This is a genomic window from Qipengyuania gelatinilytica, from assembly GCF_019711315.1.
Taxonomy (GTDB): Bacteria; Pseudomonadota; Alphaproteobacteria; order Sphingomonadales; family Sphingomonadaceae; genus Qipengyuania; species Qipengyuania gelatinilytica.
Map to the genome: position 1 here is coordinate 1 of NZ_CP081294.1, position 16,931 is coordinate 16,931.

Consider the following 16,931-nt stretch of genomic DNA (forward strand, 5'->3'; position numbering starts at 1 on the left):
TGGTGACCCGTACGGGAATCGAACCCGTGTTTCAGCCGTGAAAGGGCCGCGTCCTAACCGCTAGACGAACGGGCCACGGGCCCTTGGGGGCTCGGTGGCGTGGCGGCGCAATTAGGCGTGGTCGCCGGAAGCGTCAACCCTCAATTCGGCAAGTTTGCGATCAATCTGCAAATGCAGCGTCTTCAAGGTGCAGTTCGGCCTGCGGACGGCTGCCCCAGTCGTCGATCTTCACACGGCCTGCCAGCCACAGCCTGCGCCCGCGCGATCCATGCAGCAAAGCCTGCCCCATGTCGCTGTCCGCAGCGCGGAAGGCGATTCCCTTGAAGCTCTTGCCATCGTCCCCGCTGGCAATCAGCCGGACGTGGTCGGTGCCGACGATATCGCACTTCACCAGCCTGACGGGACCGACTGCAACGCGCGGTCCCGGCCAACCCATTCCATAGGGGCCGCCCCGTTCGAGCGCATCGACCAGCGCGGGGGTAAGCCCGCCTGGCGCAACTGCGAGGTCGAGCAGCATCTCGCGATTGGCGTCTGCGCGAGAAACCGCTGCTTCGAGATGCGTATCGAGCCAGTCGGCAAAATCCTCGAGGCGCGATTCTTCGACTGTCAGGCCTGCAGCCATCGCGTGGCCGCCGCCTTTGACGAGTAGGCCTTCCTCGCGAGCTCGGATGATCGCAGCACCGAGGTCGACACCGGCGATCGAGCGGCCCGAACCCTTTCCTTCGCCGGTCTCGTCGAGCGCAATGACGAGAGACGGTTTGCCGGTCTTTTCCTTGATCCGTCCGGCGACGATACCGATTACGCCCGGATGCCAACCGCGCGCCGCCACCACGTGGACTGCACGGTTGTGCTGGCCGGCCAGCTGCTCTTCCGCCGCTTGCTGCACCTCGGCCTCGATAGCCCGGCGTTCCTCGTTGAGAGCGGACAATTGCGCAGCGATCTCGCGCGCTTCCTCTGCATCCTCGGTGGTCAGCAGGCGGACGCCGAGCGTCGATTCGCCGACCCGGCCACCGGCATTGATCCGCGGACCAAGCGCAAAGCCGAGGTCCGAACAGATCGGTGCCCGCTTCAGGCGGCTGGCGTCGATAAGGGCAGACATGCCGATATTGTCCCGCCGGCCCATGACCTTGAGACCCTGCGCCACGAATGCGCGGTTGAGACCGTGCAGGGCCGCCACATCGGCCACGGTGCCCAGGGCGACAATGTCCAGCAGCGCAAACAGGTCGGGCTCCTTGCGGTCCTCGAAGAACCCTCGCGCACGCAAGGTGCGAACAAGCGCAATCGCCAACAGGAAGGCCACGCCGACTGCCGCAAGATGCCCGTGCGCCGCAGCGAGGTCGTTCTCGTCGAGGCGGTTGGGATTGACCAGTGCCGCTGCCCTTGGAAGCTCCGGTGAGCACTTGTGGTGATCGACCACGATCACATCGATCCCGGCGTCGCTCGCCATCGCGAGCGCCTCGTGCGCCATCGCGCCGCAGTCGACGGTCACGATCAGGCTCGACCCGCTCTCGCCAAGCTTGACCAACGCCTCTCCCGACGGGCCGTAGCCTTCGAGAAGGCGGTCGGGAATGTAGTAGTCGGCATCCACGCCAAGCTCTCGCAGAAGGCGGATCAGCAACGCGGAACTGGTGGCACCATCGACGTCGTAATCGCCGTAGATCGTGATCTTTTCCCGGCTCAGGATCGCCTGGGCGATACGATCTGCCGCGGTCTCCATATCGTTGAACTCGGACGGGTCGGGCAGGAATTCGCGCAAGGTCGGCGTGAGGTGGCGCGGCACATCCTCGGCAGCGACACCGCGCGCCAACAGCAGCTGGCGGACGATGGCCTCGTCGTCGCCCACGTGGCCCTGACCAAGGTCCATATTGCCGCCCCGCCAGCGCCATGCGCGTCCGGTAAGCGACTGCGATACGCCATAGACGTGAGGAAGTGCGGTTGTGGCCATGCGTTCTTTCTACAGCGCGCAAGGGCGGTGCGACAAGCGCGGCGACGTTGACAATCGACAGCCGCTTGCGATGAGTACCGCGTCATGACCGAGCTCCCCCTCCTGATTGCCTGGCACAGCCGCACCGGAACGAGCGAGGCACTCGCCAGGGCCGCTCTGGAAGGCGCCGGCGACCTTGCAGAGATGATCGAGGCAAGCGAAGTACGGGAGGAGCACATGCTCGCGGCCCGTGGATACCTGTTCGCTTGTCCGGAAAACCTCGCCACCATGAGCGGGATGATGAAAGAGATGTTCGACCGGCTCTATTACCCCGTCCTCGGGAAGATCGAGGGCCGTGCCTATGCGACGATCATCGCGGCCGGTTCGGACGGGGAGGGGGCGCAGCGCCAGCTGGATCGGATCGCAACCGGATGGCGGCTGAAGCGTGTGGCGGATCCCATGATCGTGAATACCGACGCGCAAACGCCGGAGCGGATTCTGGCTCCGAAGACCGTTTCGCAATCCGATCTGCAGCTTGCCAGAGACATTGGGGAAGGGCTCGCCCAAGGGCTTGATGCCGGAATTTTCTAGGTTTTCTCGTCCGAAACGGTTCAATAGCCGTCAAGCAGACTCGACGAAGTGGCCGCAACCCGTCAAGCAGGGACGGGAAGGGGACTGCTTGGATGGGTAGGGACGTACCATCTGATTTTGCAGAAAGGCGCGCGTCGCAGGATTTGCCTCCGGGCATCTTCCTGCTCTTTGCGTCGGATATGCGGCCTAAACGGCTCGATGTATTGAACGCCATTGAGGATTCTCAATCGGCGTCGATCTCGCACGACCCCTTGATGATCCCTATCGATCGAGAACCCAAGGGGGATCGTGGCGCAACCGCTCATGCAGGAGACTGGGTCGAAATCTTGCAGTGGGGGATGACGTTCGACCTGCTCGGCATCGCTCCCGGGCCGGGGGTAGGTTTGCCCGATATCGGGTATCGTTTCGGCTGCGCGGTGAATGTCCCGGATAGTCATACGGGCGCAATGGCGCTTGTGCCTGGGCCTCATCTTATCGACGGGGCCAACAGTCTCCCGATCGTCCGAGCAATGCTCGACCTCGCATCGCACCTTGCCCAGACATTGCCACAGGTAGAAGCAGTTTGCTGGTCGCCTGCCCGCAGCGCCATCGGGGCACCGCTTTTTGCTCGCACGGTTGCCGCGTGGCTTTCGGGCGGACCATTTCCCGCGCTGGGACTTGCCGGCTTTGCGCAACAGCAAGGTGGCCGGCTGGTCAGCGAAGGGCTGTCCTATTTCGTCGGCCAGGAATTGTCTCTCACACCCGAGCTTGCCGCCAATCCGGTGGCAGCAACGCAGCTGGGGGCACGGCTGGTTCACGAAATCGTGGGCACAGGCCGGGTCGAGGATGCACGAAGTTTCGTCACCGATACCGGCATCTCGCTCATGCTGACCCCGCTTGATGATGGCGTCACCCTCGAGGTTTCGCTGATGTAGGCGGACACTGGGTTGGAGGGGCGCTCGATTAAGCTATCCGGCCGCACGAGGCTGGCGTTTCGCGCGGTCAATCGCCGCGGCGCACCGGGCCATGTTCCGGGCCTCCAGCGCCATCACCTGTTACCCTGTCAGCTTCTCGCACAGGGGTGCTTCGGCAAGATGTTCGATGCGATCGGGCGGCTTCACATCGGTTTCGACGACTTCCGCGCCAACGGGATGCTGCTTCCGGCGCAGGAAGATGCTGCATTGCGCATGGCTCTGCCGATGCATCGCGGGCCGCACCGTGACTATAACGATATGGTCATCGAACGCGTCGGGCATATCGAGAGCTGCTGGTCGCGAAAGCGCGCAAGCGATCCGAAGATGGCACGCGAACACGCGCTGATGCGGCTCGGCCTGTTACAGGCGGCGCTGCGCAAACGGTTGCTCGACGGGGCGAGGCCCTTCTTGCTCAACCGGCGCGATCCAAGCGCGAGCAAGCCCGATTTCACCGAGCTCGATGCGCTTGCAGAACAGCTATGGCATGCGACCTAGGCGGTAGCCTTCGCCAGCGCTTCCTTGGCGGCGATGTATTCGTTCTCGAGACGCGCAACCATGTCCGCGACCGGCCCGACGCTCTTGACGGTGCCGATACCCTGGCCCGAACCCCAGATGTCTTTCCAAGCCTTGGCCTTGGTGTTGCCGCCGCTCCCGAAATTCATCTTGCTCGGATCGCTTTGCGGCAGGTTTTCCGGGTCGAGGCCGGCGTTCTCAATGCTGGAACGCAGGTAATTGCCGTGCACCCCGGTGAAGAGGTTCGAATAGACGATCCCGTCGGCGCTGCCCTCGACGATGCCCTGCTTGTAGCCTTCGACAGCATTGGCTTCCTCGGTCGCGATCCATGGCGACCCGATATAGGCGAAATCCGCGCCAAGCGCCTGTGCCGCGAGGATCGAACGGCCATGCGCGATCGAGCCCGACAGCGCGACCAGTCCGTCGAACCATTCACGGATTTCCTGCATCAGCGCAAAGGGGCTGAGCGTGCCGGCATGGCCTCCGGCGCCCGCAGCAACGGGAATAAGGCCGTCGGCACCCTTTTCGATCGCCTTGTGCGCGAAGCGGTTGTTGATCACGTCATGCATGGTGATCCCACCCCAGCCGCGCACGGCGTTGAAGATTTCCTCACGCGCGCCGAGCGAGGTGATGACCAGCGGCACCTGCCACTTGGCGCAAGTCGCCATGTCGGCTTCGATCCGGTCGTTCGACCGGTGCACGATCTGGTTGACTGCGAAGGGCGCTGCCGGACTGTCGGGATTGTCGCGGTTATGCGTGGCCAGTTCCTCGGTGATCCGGTGGAGCCACTCGTCGAGTTCACTCTGCGGTCGGGCATTGAGGGCAGGGAAGCTGCCGACGATACCTGCCTTGCACTGCGCGATGACCAGTTCCGGTCCCGAAACGATGAAAAGGGGCGATCCGATGACGGGGATGCGCAGCTTGTCGAAGGGGGCGGGCAGGGTCATGGGCAGGCGGCTCCTCTCAGAATGTTGGCGGGTGCGTATGGCGCGCAAGCGGACTTGTCGAGAGTGACGTTACGTAAACGTCAGCCTGCGGGGAGCACGTGTTCGATCCCGTAAACCCGCGCTGCGGTGCCGGCGAACAGCGCATGCTTCTCGTCTGCCGAATGCCCCTGCGCCAGGCGCTTGAAGGTGTTCCAGAGAACTTCGTAGCTCGCGCCCCAGCGGTCGACCGGGTAGTTCGATTCGAACATCGCGCGATCCGGACCGAAGCTTTCGATGCAGGTTTCGATATAGGGGCGCCACAGGCCTGCCAGGTGCTCCGAGGTATGGCCCGTCATCGGACCGTCTTCGGGCAGGCCGCAGAATGCCATCGCCAAGCCGCCCAGCTTCAAGTGCACGTTGTCGCATTCGGCCAGGGCATGGATCGAACGTCGCCAGCGATCGAAGTTCTCGTGCAGTTTTCCACGATAGCAGGCGATATTCAGTGGCGTTCCGCAATGGTCGAGAACGATGGTCTGGTCGGGAAAGGCCTTGGCGAGATCGAGCACATCGCCAAGCTGCGGTTCGAGCAGCCAGGCATCGAAGGTCAGGCCATGCTTGGCATAGGCCGCGAAGCCTGCGCGGAATGCGTCGGACAGGTAGAGGCCTTCGGGGGCATGGAACGGAGGGCCGAGCACTTCGGGATCGGCGTCCCACGCGGCCGCATGGCGGATACCGCGAAAACGGCCATTGCCCGCGGCAACCAGCGCCTCGATCACCGGATGGACCTTGTCGCCCAGCGTGAGGTCGGCGTGGCCCACGATCCCTGCACAGGGTCGATAATCGCCATAGAGCCCGCTAGCGCCCTGGGCGGCGACGCCGTTCACGAACTCGACTTCACCGACGCTCTTCATGTCGTCGCCGCGGCTGGCATCGTAGAAGGCGCCGCATTCCATGAAGACGGTGCCGACGATGTTGTGGCCGCCCTCCAGCCCGCCGCGCGTGTCCTGTTGCAGCTCGTCGAAGGTGTAATAGGCGGCTCCGGCGATCGCTTCGATGAAGTCGTGACGCGGTTCGGGAAAGGCGGGGATCAATGGGCGCAGGTCCCAAAGATGGTGATGCGGATCGATGATCGGCAGGTCGGGCTCGAGTATCGTTTCGCTCATCTTCTCGTCTCCCCATTGTCGGTGCGGGTCGCGGTTGGGTCCGCCCCTGCAATCTCCCTACAGCTTGGAACACATGGAACACGGTTCATGCAAGGAAAACGCGTCTTCCCCGGCGCTGCGCTCTTGCGATGAATGATGGTCGGGAATGCTTGCGCGGTCAGGGCTTGGCATTACTGTGCCGCAAGGGAGGTAGGGAATGGGATTGAGGGGTAAGCTCGGGATTGCCGCGGCAGGTCTTGCGGGATTCCTGATCATTGCGGGCAACACGCAGGCGTTGCGCGCGACGGAATATGCGACAGGTCTCGAAGCTTTCATCGGCGAACGCGTCACTACCGAACAGCGCCGGACTGCGGCAGTTCGGATCATGTCGGAACTGGCCGAGGCCGGGATCGAGGCGAGGCTGCAGTCCTATGACACCGGCAATACGAACTGGGCTCTCGACCTCGTCCTGCCGCCGGTTTTGGGTGCCAATGTCGCCGTAGAGATCCCCTCGACCGAGCCGAGCGAGCAGACCATCGTCATCGGCGCGCACTACGACACCGTAAAGGGCAGTCCCGGGGCAGACGATAACGCCAGCGGCACCTATGCTGTCATCGAGCTGGCGAAGCGCGTGTCGGAAATGCCCATGCGGCGCATGAACGTGGTCTTCGTCTGGTTCGACCAGGAAGAAATCGGGCTGGTCGGCAGCAAGATCTTCGCTGCGAACTGGAAGGCGAGCGGGCTTGCGCTGCACTCCATGCACAATATCGACATGATCGGTTTCGACGGAAACGGTGACGGGCGTTTCGACCTCGATGTGCCCGAAGGAGAGCTTGCCGAAATCTATCTCGAGGAGGCGGAGGCGCTCGGCATTCCGATCGCCCGCGATACCTTCAATAGCTCCGATCACGCGAGCTTCCGCAAATTCGGATTCCGTGCCGTCTGCCTGTCGGAAGATTTCTCTCACAAGGACATCAATCCCACCTACCATCGCCGCGGCGACAAGACGATCGACCGCGAATATATGCAAAGCGGCATCGACCTCGTTGCGGCCGTCATGAAGCGCCTGCTTGAACAGTGAAGGTGGCGTGGGGAATTCTTGTCCTCAGCCTCCTGCTGTGGGTGTGGCGCGCGGCTGAAGTCGCCTTGCTCGACAGTTTCGCTCCAGCCGCTTTCCTGGCGGTCGGCCTGGCGTTGATAGGTTGGGGCATCTTAAAGAAGGGAGACGCGTGGCCGAGGGTGTTGAGGGTCTGGGGACTCCTCATCTGCTTGATCGGCCTTGCAAGGTTCGCGCTCGCGATTGCCCTCCACTGGGGACCGCCGGTCTCCCAGCACGCTATCGAGGTCCTTACGGTCCCGTATTTCGCCGCGAGCGCATTCTACCTGCTGGGCGGTGTGTGGCTGATGATCCGGCCGCCTTTGCTGGCCGAGCGGGAGGGCGCCAGGTCAGTCGTCTGACGAGCTCTTTCCGCCACCTGCGCTGAGGATTTTCTCGATCTTTTCAAGCGGGATTCCCAGCCCCTCGGTATTGACCGACAGGAAGATGCGCCCGCGCGCGATCTCGCGTTCATAGAGCGTGGCCGATACGCCATCCACGTCGGCGTCGGTGAGCATTTTCGCGATGGCGCCGCCGGTCGCGCCGATGACGCTGCTGACCGCCGCCACCGAAGGAATTGCCTGCGCGGCCATGGCGCCCGCTACCGCTACCGGGCCGACACCGGGGATGGCGAGGATCGCAACACCCAGCACCGCGCCTGCAAGACCGGCACCGGCCACAGCGCCTGCAATACCGCCTGGCCCGTGGCCCTCGATCGGTTCGTATTTCTCGGCGAGGTATTCGCTGGCGCGCCAGACCATCGAGATCGCTTCTTCGGGCACGCCCTCGATCGTCAGCTTCCCGACAGCCTTGCGGGCGGTTTCCTGCTTCTCGAACACCGCCGTTGCGACATGTTCGCGTGAACGGTTCATCTCGTCGACGGCTTGCTGGAATGTCTGCGCAAATCGGGCGCGCTCACGTTCGCTGCGGAAGGTGGCGCGAAGGCCGGCAGAGCGGTGCAGCTTCTTCACGCTTGGCGTCTTGACCGGACCGAACAGCGTCCTCAGCAGCATTTCGACGGTCGTCCGGCGAAGCGCCTGGTCGGTCCCGCGATTGATCCATTCGAGCGAAACCGGGCGAGGATGAGCATCGTCGAGGTAGTAAAGAGCCGGGAGCTCTTCCGCCTTCACGACGTAGCCGTGCGTAATTTCCCCTGCTTCGCCCATTCCGTACGGTTACCGCAAAAGCAACTAATTGACAAAACCTGATTAGTTCACTTCTCTTTTCGCTACGGAAAGGCCCTTTTTCTGGCGTTTCTTGAAAGTTGGTCGGCACTGAGGCCCGAACATCGCCTCGCCAAGCTTGTACTCAGGCGACAGCGGAGTTCGCAGCGCTCAGCACGGCGCGAACGCTTGCGGTCGCCACGTCCTCGTCGATTCCCACACCCCAGATGGTCCGGCCTTCCGGTGTCCGGCATTCGAGATAGGCGGCTGCGCGGCTATCGCGGCCTGTGGTCAGCGCGTGCTCGGTGTAATCGACGATTTCCAGAGCGAGGCCGAAGCTTTCCTCGATGGTGGACAGGACGCTGGAGATCAGGCCGTTGCCGCGTCCCGAGACGCTCTGTTCCTGTCCGTTAACGGCAATCGTACCGCTGAAGAGGCGTGTGCCGTCCGTGGCGCGGCGCTCCTCGTAATCGACCAGCTGGAAATGCTTTTCCTCGGTCTGGACGTGATAGGCGGACTTGAACGCGTCCCAGATGTCTGCAGCGCCGAGTTCGCGGCCAAGCCGGTCTGCCATGCGCTGGACGTGGGGTGAGAAATCGGCCTGCATCTTCTTGGGCAGCTTGAGGCCCTGGTCCTGCTCCAGCACCCAGGCAAAGCCGCCCTTGCCGGATTGCGAGTTCACACGGATGACGGCCTCGTAGCTGCGGCCGAGATCGGCGGGGTCGATCGGCAGGTAAGGCACGCGCCAGTGCGGGTCGTTCTGGACCTCGTGCGCGGCGAAGCCTTTCTTGATCGCGTCCTGGTGGCTGCCGGAAAAGGCCGTGTAGACCAGCTCGCCGCCATAGGGATGGCGCTGGTGGACGGGCAGTTCGTTGCAGTATTCGACCGTCTCGATCACGCGGTCGATGTCGGAGAAGTCGAGCTTCGGGTCGACGCCCTGCGTGTACATGTTCAATGCCATGGTCACGAGGCAGCAATTGCCCGTGCGCTCGCCATTGCCGAACAGGCAGCCCTCCACACGGTCGGCGCCGGCCATCAGCGCAAGCTCGGCTGCCGCTACACCTGTACCGCGGTCGTTATGGGTGTGCAGGCTAATCACCGCGCTATCGCGGTTGGGCAGGTTGCGGATGAAATATTCGACCTGGTCGGCGTAGATATTGGGCGTTGCCGCCTCGACGGTCGCAGGCAGGTTGAAGATGATCGGGTGCTCGGGCGTGGGCGCAAGCACTTCCATCACAGCTTCGCAAACCTCGAGGCTGAAATCGAGTTCGGCGGTCGAGAAGGTCTCTGGCGAATATTCGAAATGCCAGTCGGTATCGGGCTGTTTCGCCGCCTCGTCTCGCATCACCTTGGCGCCGTGGACCGCGATGTCGCGGACCTGGTCCTTGGTCATGCCGAAGACGACCTCGCGCCATGCGGGGCTGACGGCGTTGTAGAGATGGACGATGGCTGCGCGCGCGCCGGTGAGGCTGGCAAAGCTGGTGCGGATCAGGTCTTCGCGGCTTTGCGTGAGAACCTGCACCATCACATCGTCGGGAATGCGGCCCGACTTCACGAGGCCGGAGATGAAATCGAACTCGGTCGCGCCTGCGCTGGGGAAGCCGACCTCGATCTCTTTAACGCCGACTTCGACAAGCAGGTCGAAGAAGCGGTTCTTCTTGTGTGCGTCCATCGGGTCGACGATCGCCTGGTTGCCATCGCGCAAGTCGGTAGACAGCCAGCGGGGCGGGGCGGTGATCGTGCGCGAAGGCCATTGCCGGTCGGTCAGCGGGACCTGCGGGAAGGGCGAATATTTGACGCTCGGGTCGGTGAGCATGGGCATTTCGGGAGTACTCGTATCGGTGGCTGCTTTCAGGTCGGTCGGCCCTTGGGTGCGCGGCGCACCTTCATTGGCACGCCAAGGTCACGCCCAAGGGCGGGTAAGTCGCAGAATTAGTCCGATGCGGGTCATGCCATGCTGCATTGCGCAATCTTGCGGCAAGTTCAAGCGTGAGTTTGCATAATTACCGAAAGCGCAGCCGCTCGCGGTTCAATTGTTGCACGTTGGTGACGCCCATCAGGCGCATGGCCCGCTCGATCTCTTCCTTGAGGATGGTGAGCGCCCTCTCGACGCCGTCCTGGCCTGCAGCGGCAAGTGCGTAGAGATAGAGCCGTCCGCCCGAAGCTGCCGTGGCGCCCATGGCGAGGCTTTTCATCACATGCGTCCCGCGCCGCACGCCGCCGTCGAGGATGATCTCGATCTCTCCGCCGACGGCATCGACGATTTCCTTCAGCTGGTCGAAGGGAGCGCGGCTGCCATCGAGCTGCCTGCCGCCATGGTTCGAAATCCAGATCGCATCGGCTCCGATATCCACCGCGCGCCGGGCATCGGCGACGCTCATCACGCCCTTCAAGGCGAATGTCCCGCCCCAGTCCTGACGGATGCGAGCGGCGGTATCCCAGTCCATGCCGGTGTCGAGCATGGTGTTGAAATATTCCTGGATGCTCACCGCCTTGCCGGAGCCTTCGGCCACGTAGCTGTCGAGATTGGGCAGGCGGAATTTTGGCCCGAAGACATAGTCCAGCGTCCAGCGCGGCCTCGTCGCGTAGCTCCATAGCGAGCTGGCGGAAAAACGCGGCGGGGTGGTGAAGCCTGAACGCAGGCACCGCTCGCGCTTGCCCGAAACGATCGTGTCGACGGTCAGCGCCAGTGCGTCGAAATCGGCCGCCTTGCAGCGCTCGATCATGCTGGCGTTCAGCCCCTTGTCCTTGTGAACGTAGAGCTGGAACAGCTTGGGCGCGCTGGTGAGCGCTGCGATCTCCTCGATCGAATGGGTGGCGAGGCTGGAAATGCCGAACCATACGCCGAACTTCTCTGCCGCCCTCGCAACCGCCCGCTCGCCATCGCGGTGGAAGGCGCGTTGCAGCGCAGTCGGGCTGAGCATCAGGGGAAGCTCGCTCCGGCAGCCCATGATCGTGCAGCTCGTGTCGATGGTTTCCACGCCCGCGAGCACATCGGGCACGAGGTCCACATCGTCGAAGGCCGAAGTGTTGCGCGCCTTGGTCAGCTCGTCATCGGCAGCGCCGTCGATATAGTCGAATACCGGCCACGGCAGCCGCGCTTTTGCGAGCCGGCGGAAGTCATCGATATTATGGCAGTCGGAAACCCTCATGGCCCCGTTGTACCGAATATCGCGTTGAGCTCATCCATCGAATATCTTTGCGCGATATTGCTTCGTGCACCCGTCTCTTGCTTGAACCGCGTGTAGCGAGGGTCGACTTCGAGACAGCCTTCGCCGCACAGCATCTCGGTTGCCTCTTTCTCCCATTGGTTATGCCAGATCCGGCCGCCCGGTGTGCCGACGAAACCGTCGATACGCGCATCGATGTCGGTCGCAAGATCGACGCTGGACGGGATTTCGGACGCATATTGCGTGTCGAACCCGCCATGCGAGTGGAAGCTGGCGACGACATGGTAGCCTAGTGGCACACCCCAGTCGAAAGCACACTCGGCGCGCTCTCCGGGATAGATGGTGGAGGTCTGGAGATTGCCTTCTTCGTCTTCGAAAATGACGCCGCAATATTCCTGGCTATTGGCCAGTGACCGGCCCTGGATGTCCGACAGCGTCTTCTTCGCATAGTCGGTCAGGACGGAGAGACTTACCACCCGTTCGCGGGGCGGGGCGCGCTCTTTCGTCAACAGGTTGAACATCACCACCAGGAAGGCGGCGCCGCACAAAGCGTAGAGCAGCTTGTTGCGATCCATTTGCCCCGTCATGCGCGAAGACATGAAGTGCCTAGGTGCGCTTGTCGACTGCCTTTTTGGTTTACCGGGTGATGTCCCGGTATTCTTCGGGCGTGAGCTTTCGAGGGACCGCAATCGGTGCGGAAGTTTCCGCATCGAACAGTGGGTAGCGCTTTCTTGCCCCCGATAGCTTGTCGGCAAAAAGCCGGACCACCACCCGCCGTATCATGGTGAAGGCCGAAACCGGCGGGGTGACGACGTTGGGTCCCGTTGCGAATTGCGCGAAAACGCTTCCGCGCGGTGGCCCCAAGACGCGATTCCGCTCGTTCGGATCGATCGAGGCGGTGATCATGCTGAGGAAGGGCCAGCGGCCGTTGTCCATGGTGTTGAACAGCGGCGTTCGACAATCCTTGCAGAACCAACGAAGGGTCTGCTTTCCTGCCAGATTGACAGAGGCGAGGTGATCGAGACCGCGCTCTATCGAGAGATTGCCGACGCGGGTCTGGTAAACCGAAGCTCCACCCGCCTCGTCGAGAGTGTCCTCGCGCTCCAGATAGCGTGCCAGGCCCCGGCAATCCTTGCAGTAGCAGGTGTAGCGGTCACCCTTCGACGGGCCGACGTTGCGCAATTCGCCCGAGACCGCGCCGCATCGGCATTCAAATTCCAGATTGTCGGTCGCGCCCATCTTCGCATCCTCTCCCAAAGACTGGTCGGATGGGCGCGAACCTAGCTCAGTTCTTGTCCTTGTCGACCAGCTTGTTGGCGCCGATCCAGGGCATCATCGCGCGAAGCTGCGCGCCGGTCTTCTCGATCGGGTGAGCGGCTGCGGCCTTGCGGCTGGCTTTGAGTTCGGGCTGGCCCGCCTGGTTGTCGAGCACGAAGTCCTTCACGAAGCGGCCCGACTGGATGTCCTTCAAGACGCGACCCATCTCGGCCTTGGTCTCTTCGGTGATGATGCGCGGGCCGGTCTTGATGTCGCCGTATTCGGCGGTGTTCGAGATCGAATAGCGCATGTTCGCGATGCCGCCTTCATAGAGCAGGTCGACGATCAGCTTGGTTTCGTGGAGGCATTCGAAGTAAGCCATTTCGGGCGCGTATCCGGCCTCGACCAGCGTTTCGAAGCCAGCCTGGATGAGGTGGGTGATGCCGCCGCACAGCACCGCCTGTTCGCCGAAGAGGTCGGTTTCGCACTCTTCCTTGAAATCGGTTTCGATGATGCCCGAACGGCCGCCACCGACAGCGCTGGCATAGGACAGGGCGAGCTGCTTGGCGAAACCGTTGCCGCCTGACTGGTTGCTCTCCTGATGGACCGCGATGAGGCAGGGCACGCCGCCGCCCTTGATGTATTCGCCGCGCACGGTGTGGCCCGGCCCCTTGGGCGCGATCATGATGACGTCGACATCTGCGGGCGGGTCGATGAGGCCGAAATGGATGTTGAGGCCGTGCGCAAAGGCGAGGGCGGTGCCGGGGCGCATCTTGCCCGCGACCTCATCGGCGTAAATCGCCGCCTGATGCTCGTCGGGGGCGAGGATCATGAGGACGTCTGCCCACTCGGCAGCTTCGGCCACAGTCTTCACCGTGAAGCCCGCGCCTTCCGCTTTCTTCGCCGTGGCCGAGCCTTCGCGCAGCGCGATGACGACCTCGCCGACCCCGCTGTCGCGCAGGTTCTGGGCGTGGGCGTGGCCCTGGCTGCCATAGCCGACGATCGCGACCTTCTTGTCCTTGATCAGCTGTTGGTCGCAATCGGCATCGTAATAGACTTGCATTGGTATCCTCGTTCGTCGTCCCGGCGGTCTGGGGAGTAGTTGCGTTATTCGGGCGTTGGAGTTTCATCCCCCCTCGAAGGGAGATATCCACGTGATGATCGCTTCGAGCTGGGCGGTGCGGTGCTCGATGATTTCCTTCTGGCATTGCGGTTTTGCCATGACACGGTGCATCGATCCGAAGCCATTGCCGTCGTAGAAGTCGCAGGCCGATTCCTTGAAGGTAATCCAGGCGCGCTGCTCAGCGAGAAGCTTCGCCTTTGCGCCGGGAAAATCATCTTCCGTGAGCATAGCGTACACTTCACGCCAGCGAGCGTTGAGGACCCGGTCTGCCCCTTCGACCGCTGCCCAATAGCAGTCCGCGATCTGTGGGTCGGTGACAGCCGTCTCAGCGCATTGTTCGAATGCCAGCTCATAGGCCGGTTGCGGAACAGGAGCCGCCGCCGCTGCTGTTGCAATAAGTAATTCAATCACCGCCATGTTTAGTCACCTTGAGGTCCACGCATCATTCCTACGATGCCTGAACGTCCGACTTCCACAAGACCCAATTCACGCATCAGGGCGATGAAGCTGTCCACCTTGTCGGGCGAGCCGGTGAGCTCGAACACGAAGCTTTCGGTGGTCGTATCGACGACATTGGCGCGGAACAGTTCGGCGATGCGCAGCGCCTCGACGCGCGCGTCCCCTTTCCCCGCGACCTTCACCAGCGCCAGCTCGCGCTCGACATGCGCGCCGCTTTCGGTGAGGTCGATGACGCGGTGGACCGGCACCAGCCGTTCCAGCTGGGCGCGGATCTGGTCGATGACCGGCTCCGGCCCGCGCGTTACCACGGTGATGCGGCTGATGGCGTGGTCCTCGGAAATATCGGCCACGGTCAGGCTGTCGATATTGTAACCGCGCGCGGTGAAGAGGCCGGATATCTTCGCAAGGATACCCGCCTCGTTGTCGACGATCACATTGAGGACGTGCCGCTCGCTGGATTGCTGGGCGATCTTCATTCGCCGCGATCCTGCCAGACGGGCGCGAACATACGTCCCTTGCCGTCATATTCGTCTACGAATTGGCGACCACGGCGCACGGCCTCGAAATTCTCGGTCTGGCGATGGAGGTCGAGACCTTCGTCGATCAGGATCCACGTGCCATCGGCCTGCTTCTGGGCAACGTCGACGCCGAGAAATCGCTGGCCGCTTTCCTCGATCCAGTCGAGCACGCGGTCGGCATCGCTGCGCTGGTACCAGCTGCGACGTTCTGCCTTGGCCGCGAGATCAGCGGGAAGTTCTTTCGAGATAACCATCACACCAGTGCCTTTGCTTCGTCGTCCATCGTGCCGCTGACCTTGTCGCCGTAGAGCAGCATTTCGGTATGCGCCGCGCCGCTGGGGATCATCGGGAAGCAGTTTGCGTCTTTCGCCACCTGGCAATCCACCATCACCGGGCCGTCATGGGCCAGCATGGCTTCGATGCCTGCGTCGAGCTGGCTCTCATCCTCGATACGGATGCCCTTCCAGCCATATGCTTCGGCCAGTTTCACGAAGTCGGGCAGGCTGTCCGAATAGCTGTTCGAATAGCGGCTCTCATAGGTCAGTTCCTGCCACTGGCGGACCATGCCCATATATTCGTTGTTGAGGATGAAGACCTTCACCGGCAAGCGGAACTGGCTCGCCGTGCCGAGTTCCTGGATGTTCATCTGGATGCTCGCCTCGCCCGCAATGTCGATGACGAGGCTGTCCGGATTGCCCAGCTGCGCCCCGATGGCGGCAGGCAGGCCGTAACCCATCGTGCCGAGGCCGCCACTCGTGAGCCACTTGTTCGGGCCCATGAAGCCGAAATATTGCGCCGCCCACATCTGGTGCTGACCGACTTCGGTGGTGATGATCGGGTCGCGGTCTTTTGTCAGCGCGAAGAGGCGCTCGATGCTCTTCTGCGGCATGATCGCATCCTTGCGGTCGGGATAAGCGAGGCAATCGCGGGCCTTCCAGCCAAGGATGCGCGCTTTCCATTCCGAGAGGTCGCGGCCCTTGCGGCTGCTCAAGCCCTCGAGAAGCTGTTCGAGCACGTGGCCGCAGTCGCCCACGATGCCGAGGTCGACCGGCACAATCTTGTTGATCTGTGCGCGGTCGATGTCGATGTGGATTTTCTTCGCTTGCGGCGCGAAGGCATCGAGGCGGCCGGTGACACGGTCATCGAAGCGCGAGCCGATGGCGACGATCAGATCGGCGCGGTTCATCGCCATATTGGCTTCATAGGTCCCGTGCATGCCCAGCATGCCGAGCCAGTCGGGATGGCTTGCCGGAAAGGCGCCGAGGCCCATGAGCGTGCTGGTCACCGGCGCGCCTGTGGCATGCTGCAACTTGCGCAGCAGATCGGAGGCGCGCGGTCCCGCGTTGATCACACCGCCGCCGGTATAGAAGACCGGACGTTCCGCTGCAGCCAGCATTTCGACCGCTTCGGCAATCTCGTCTGCTGCGCCGACCATGCGCGGCTGGTAGCGGTGCGAGGGAAGGGGCGCCTCGTCCTGCTCGCTCCATTCGGCGAGCGCGATCTGCACGTCCTTGGGGATGTCGACGACCACGGGGCCGGGGCGACCCGTCGTCGCGATACGGAAGGCTTCCTCGATCGTAGCGCGCAGCCGCTCGGGGTCCTTCACGAGGTAATTGTGTTTCGAGCAGTGGCGGGTGAGGCCGACTGTATCGGCTTCCTGGAAGGCATCGGTGCCGATGAGGCCCGTGGCAACCTGTCCGGTGATGACCACCATGGGGATCGAGTCCATGTAGGCATCGGCAATGCCGGTCACCGCATTGGTGGCACCGGGGCCGCTGGTGACGAGCACGACGCCGGGTTTGCCGGTCGAGCGGGCATAGCCTTCCGCCGCATGCGCAGCGCCTGCTTCATGGCGCACGAGGATGTGGCGGATATCGCTGTCTGCAAAGAGTTCGTCATAGATCGGCAGGACCGCGCCGCCGGGATAGCCGAACACGAATTCGACACCCTGCCGCTTGAGGCATTCGATCAATATGGCAGCTCCGCTGCGCTCTTCCGACACTGTTTCCTCCATCCTTAGGCACAAATCGGCCCGGCGCTGGGGTCGTAGCGCCGGGCCGACTGGACCTTCCGTATGAGAAACGAAATGTGTCCTG

At 62.8% G+C, this 16,931-nt stretch carries 18 protein-coding genes and 1 tRNA gene; 5 read left to right on the forward strand and 14 right to left on the reverse strand.

Going from position 1 to position 16,931, the window contains the following annotated elements; all coding sequences use genetic code 11:
* Together K3136_RS00005 and recJ are read right to left on the reverse strand one after the other, a co-directional pair.
* A tRNA-Glu gene (locus K3136_RS00005) sits at positions 1 to 75 on the reverse strand.
* A gap of 85 nt (positions 76 to 160) precedes the next feature.
* Complete coding sequence (gene recJ / locus K3136_RS00010; protein ID WP_221430899.1) at positions 161 to 1,945, reverse strand: single-stranded-DNA-specific exonuclease RecJ; 1,785 nt, start codon at positions 1,943 to 1,945, stop codon at positions 161 to 163.
* An 84-nt stretch (positions 1,946 to 2,029) separates the two neighbouring features.
* On the opposite strand from recJ, the gene K3136_RS00015 reads away from it, so the two are divergent.
* From K3136_RS00015 to K3136_RS00025, 3 genes are all read left to right on the forward strand, one after another.
* The gene (locus K3136_RS00015) at positions 2,030 to 2,515 is read left to right on the forward strand and encodes a flavodoxin family protein (protein ID WP_221430900.1); all 486 of its coding nucleotides are present in this window, start codon (positions 2,030 to 2,032) and stop codon (positions 2,513 to 2,515) included.
* 92 nt (positions 2,516 to 2,607) lie between these two features.
* Positions 2,608 to 3,429 (forward strand): hypothetical protein, encoded by an 822-nt coding sequence (locus K3136_RS00020; RefSeq protein WP_221430901.1) that lies wholly within the window; start codon positions 2,608 to 2,610, stop codon positions 3,427 to 3,429.
* A 12-nt stretch (positions 3,430 to 3,441) separates the two neighbouring features.
* A complete protein-coding gene (locus tag K3136_RS00025) occupies positions 3,442 to 3,963 on the forward strand; it encodes an AHH domain-containing protein (RefSeq protein ID WP_282099968.1) in 522 nt (173 codons plus the stop codon).
* On the opposite strand, the gene K3136_RS00030 is transcribed toward K3136_RS00025, so the two are convergent.
* Both K3136_RS00030 and K3136_RS00035 read right to left on the reverse strand, forming a co-directional pair.
* Positions 3,960 to 4,928 (reverse strand): NAD(P)H-dependent flavin oxidoreductase, encoded by a 969-nt coding sequence (locus K3136_RS00030; RefSeq protein WP_221430902.1) that lies wholly within the window; start codon positions 4,926 to 4,928, stop codon positions 3,960 to 3,962. The genes K3136_RS00025 and K3136_RS00030 overlap by 4 nt on opposite strands.
* 80 nt (positions 4,929 to 5,008) lie before the next feature.
* The gene (locus tag K3136_RS00035; protein ID WP_221430903.1) at positions 5,009 to 6,070 is read right to left on the reverse strand and encodes an amidohydrolase family protein; all 1,062 of its coding nucleotides are present in this window, start codon (positions 6,068 to 6,070) and stop codon (positions 5,009 to 5,011) included.
* A 196-nt stretch (positions 6,071 to 6,266) separates the two neighbouring features.
* On the opposite strand from K3136_RS00035, the gene K3136_RS00040 reads away from it, so the two are divergent.
* Both K3136_RS00040 and K3136_RS00045 read left to right on the forward strand, forming a co-directional pair.
* Positions 6,267 to 7,130 carry a M28 family metallopeptidase gene (locus tag K3136_RS00040; RefSeq protein WP_221430904.1) on the forward strand — a complete coding sequence of 288 codons (864 nt, stop codon included), beginning with the start codon at positions 6,267 to 6,269 and terminating at the stop codon, positions 7,128 to 7,130.
* 2 nt (positions 7,131 to 7,132) lie between these two features.
* A complete protein-coding gene (locus tag K3136_RS00045) occupies positions 7,133 to 7,507 on the forward strand; it encodes a hypothetical protein (RefSeq protein ID WP_221430905.1) in 375 nt (124 codons plus the stop codon).
* Here the strand turns inward: K3136_RS00045 and K3136_RS00050 are convergent.
* From K3136_RS00050 to ilvB, 10 genes are all read right to left on the reverse strand, one after another.
* Positions 7,496 to 8,311: a hypothetical protein gene (locus tag K3136_RS00050; RefSeq protein ID WP_221430906.1), complete on the reverse strand. Its 816-nt coding sequence runs from the start codon at positions 8,309 to 8,311 to the stop codon at positions 7,496 to 7,498. The genes K3136_RS00045 and K3136_RS00050 overlap by 12 nt on opposite strands.
* Before the next feature lie 142 nt (positions 8,312 to 8,453).
* Positions 8,454 to 10,130, reverse strand: a complete 1,677-nt coding sequence (gene leuA, locus K3136_RS00055) for a 2-isopropylmalate synthase (RefSeq protein WP_221430907.1) — start codon at positions 10,128 to 10,130, stop codon at positions 8,454 to 8,456.
* Positions 10,131 to 10,311: 181 nt separating this feature from the next.
* On the reverse strand, positions 10,312 to 11,460 hold the full coding sequence (locus tag K3136_RS00060) for an alpha-hydroxy acid oxidase (RefSeq protein ID WP_221430908.1): 1,149 nt from the start codon (positions 11,458 to 11,460) through the stop codon (positions 10,312 to 10,314).
* Entirely contained in the window at positions 11,457 to 12,053 is a 597-nt protein-coding gene (locus tag K3136_RS00065; RefSeq protein ID WP_221430909.1) for a DUF4329 domain-containing protein, read from the reverse strand. Before K3136_RS00065 ends, K3136_RS00060 begins: the two co-directional genes overlap by 4 nt.
* 61 nt (positions 12,054 to 12,114) lie before the next feature.
* Positions 12,115 to 12,717 (reverse strand): DUF6151 family protein, encoded by a 603-nt coding sequence (locus tag K3136_RS00070; protein WP_221430910.1) that lies wholly within the window; start codon positions 12,715 to 12,717, stop codon positions 12,115 to 12,117.
* Positions 12,718 to 12,763: 46 nt separating this feature from the next.
* Positions 12,764 to 13,798 (reverse strand): ketol-acid reductoisomerase, encoded by a 1,035-nt coding sequence (gene ilvC, locus K3136_RS00075; RefSeq protein ID WP_221430911.1) that lies wholly within the window; start codon positions 13,796 to 13,798, stop codon positions 12,764 to 12,766.
* Positions 13,799 to 13,861: 63 nt separating this feature from the next.
* Positions 13,862 to 14,275 carry a lysozyme inhibitor LprI family protein gene (locus K3136_RS00080; RefSeq protein ID WP_221430912.1) on the reverse strand — a complete coding sequence of 138 codons (414 nt, stop codon included), beginning with the start codon at positions 14,273 to 14,275 and terminating at the stop codon, positions 13,862 to 13,864.
* Between the two features lie 2 nt (positions 14,276 to 14,277).
* Complete coding sequence (ilvN, locus tag K3136_RS00085) at positions 14,278 to 14,793, reverse strand: acetolactate synthase small subunit (protein WP_221430913.1); 516 nt, start codon at positions 14,791 to 14,793, stop codon at positions 14,278 to 14,280.
* Positions 14,790 to 15,089, reverse strand: coding sequence for a hypothetical protein (locus tag K3136_RS00090; RefSeq protein WP_221430914.1), 300 nt, complete (start codon positions 15,087 to 15,089; stop codon positions 14,790 to 14,792). Before K3136_RS00090 ends, ilvN begins: the two co-directional genes overlap by 4 nt.
* The gene (gene ilvB, locus K3136_RS00095) at positions 15,089 to 16,837 is read right to left on the reverse strand and encodes a biosynthetic-type acetolactate synthase large subunit (protein WP_221430915.1); all 1,749 of its coding nucleotides are present in this window, start codon (positions 16,835 to 16,837) and stop codon (positions 15,089 to 15,091) included. The genes K3136_RS00090 and ilvB overlap by 1 nt, the downstream gene beginning before the upstream one ends.
* Between the last annotated feature and the right edge of the window lie 94 nt (positions 16,838 to 16,931).

Excerpts from the sequence above, each read along its gene's own strand:
- K3136_RS00040 (WP_221430904.1), top strand. The coding sequence starts at position 6,267 with ATGGGATTGAGGGGTAAGCTCGGGATTGCCGCGGCAGGTCTTGCGGGA.
- K3136_RS00030 (WP_221430902.1), bottom strand. The coding sequence starts at position 4,928 with ATGACCCTGCCCGCCCCCTTCGACAAGCTGCGCATCCCCGTCATCGGA.
- leuA (WP_221430907.1), bottom strand. The coding sequence starts at position 10,130 with ATGCCCATGCTCACCGACCCGAGCGTCAAATATTCGCCCTTCCCGCAG.
- K3136_RS00035 (WP_221430903.1), bottom strand. The coding sequence starts at position 6,070 with ATGAGCGAAACGATACTCGAGCCCGACCTGCCGATCATCGATCCGCAT.
- K3136_RS00050 (WP_221430906.1), bottom strand. The coding sequence starts at position 8,311 with ATGGGCGAAGCAGGGGAAATTACGCACGGCTACGTCGTGAAGGCGGAA.
- K3136_RS00070 (WP_221430910.1), bottom strand. The coding sequence starts at position 12,717 with ATGGGCGCGACCGACAATCTGGAATTTGAATGCCGATGCGGCGCGGTC.
- K3136_RS00015 (WP_221430900.1), top strand. The coding sequence starts at position 2,030 with ATGACCGAGCTCCCCCTCCTGATTGCCTGGCACAGCCGCACCGGAACG.
- ilvC (WP_221430911.1), bottom strand. The coding sequence starts at position 13,798 with ATGCAAGTCTATTACGATGCCGATTGCGACCAACAGCTGATCAAGGAC.
- recJ (WP_221430899.1), bottom strand. The coding sequence starts at position 1,945 with ATGGCCACAACCGCACTTCCTCACGTCTATGGCGTATCGCAGTCGCTT.
- K3136_RS00065 (WP_221430909.1), bottom strand. The coding sequence starts at position 12,053 with ATGGATCGCAACAAGCTGCTCTACGCTTTGTGCGGCGCCGCCTTCCTG.
- K3136_RS00090 (WP_221430914.1), bottom strand. The coding sequence starts at position 15,089 with ATGGTTATCTCGAAAGAACTTCCCGCTGATCTCGCGGCCAAGGCAGAA.
- K3136_RS00080 (WP_221430912.1), bottom strand. The coding sequence starts at position 14,275 with ATGGCGGTGATTGAATTACTTATTGCAACAGCAGCGGCGGCGGCTCCT.
- K3136_RS00060 (WP_221430908.1), bottom strand. The coding sequence starts at position 11,460 with ATGAGGGTTTCCGACTGCCATAATATCGATGACTTCCGCCGGCTCGCA.
- K3136_RS00020 (WP_221430901.1), top strand. The coding sequence starts at position 2,608 with ATGGGTAGGGACGTACCATCTGATTTTGCAGAAAGGCGCGCGTCGCAG.
- ilvN (WP_221430913.1), bottom strand. The coding sequence starts at position 14,793 with ATGAAGATCGCCCAGCAATCCAGCGAGCGGCACGTCCTCAATGTGATC.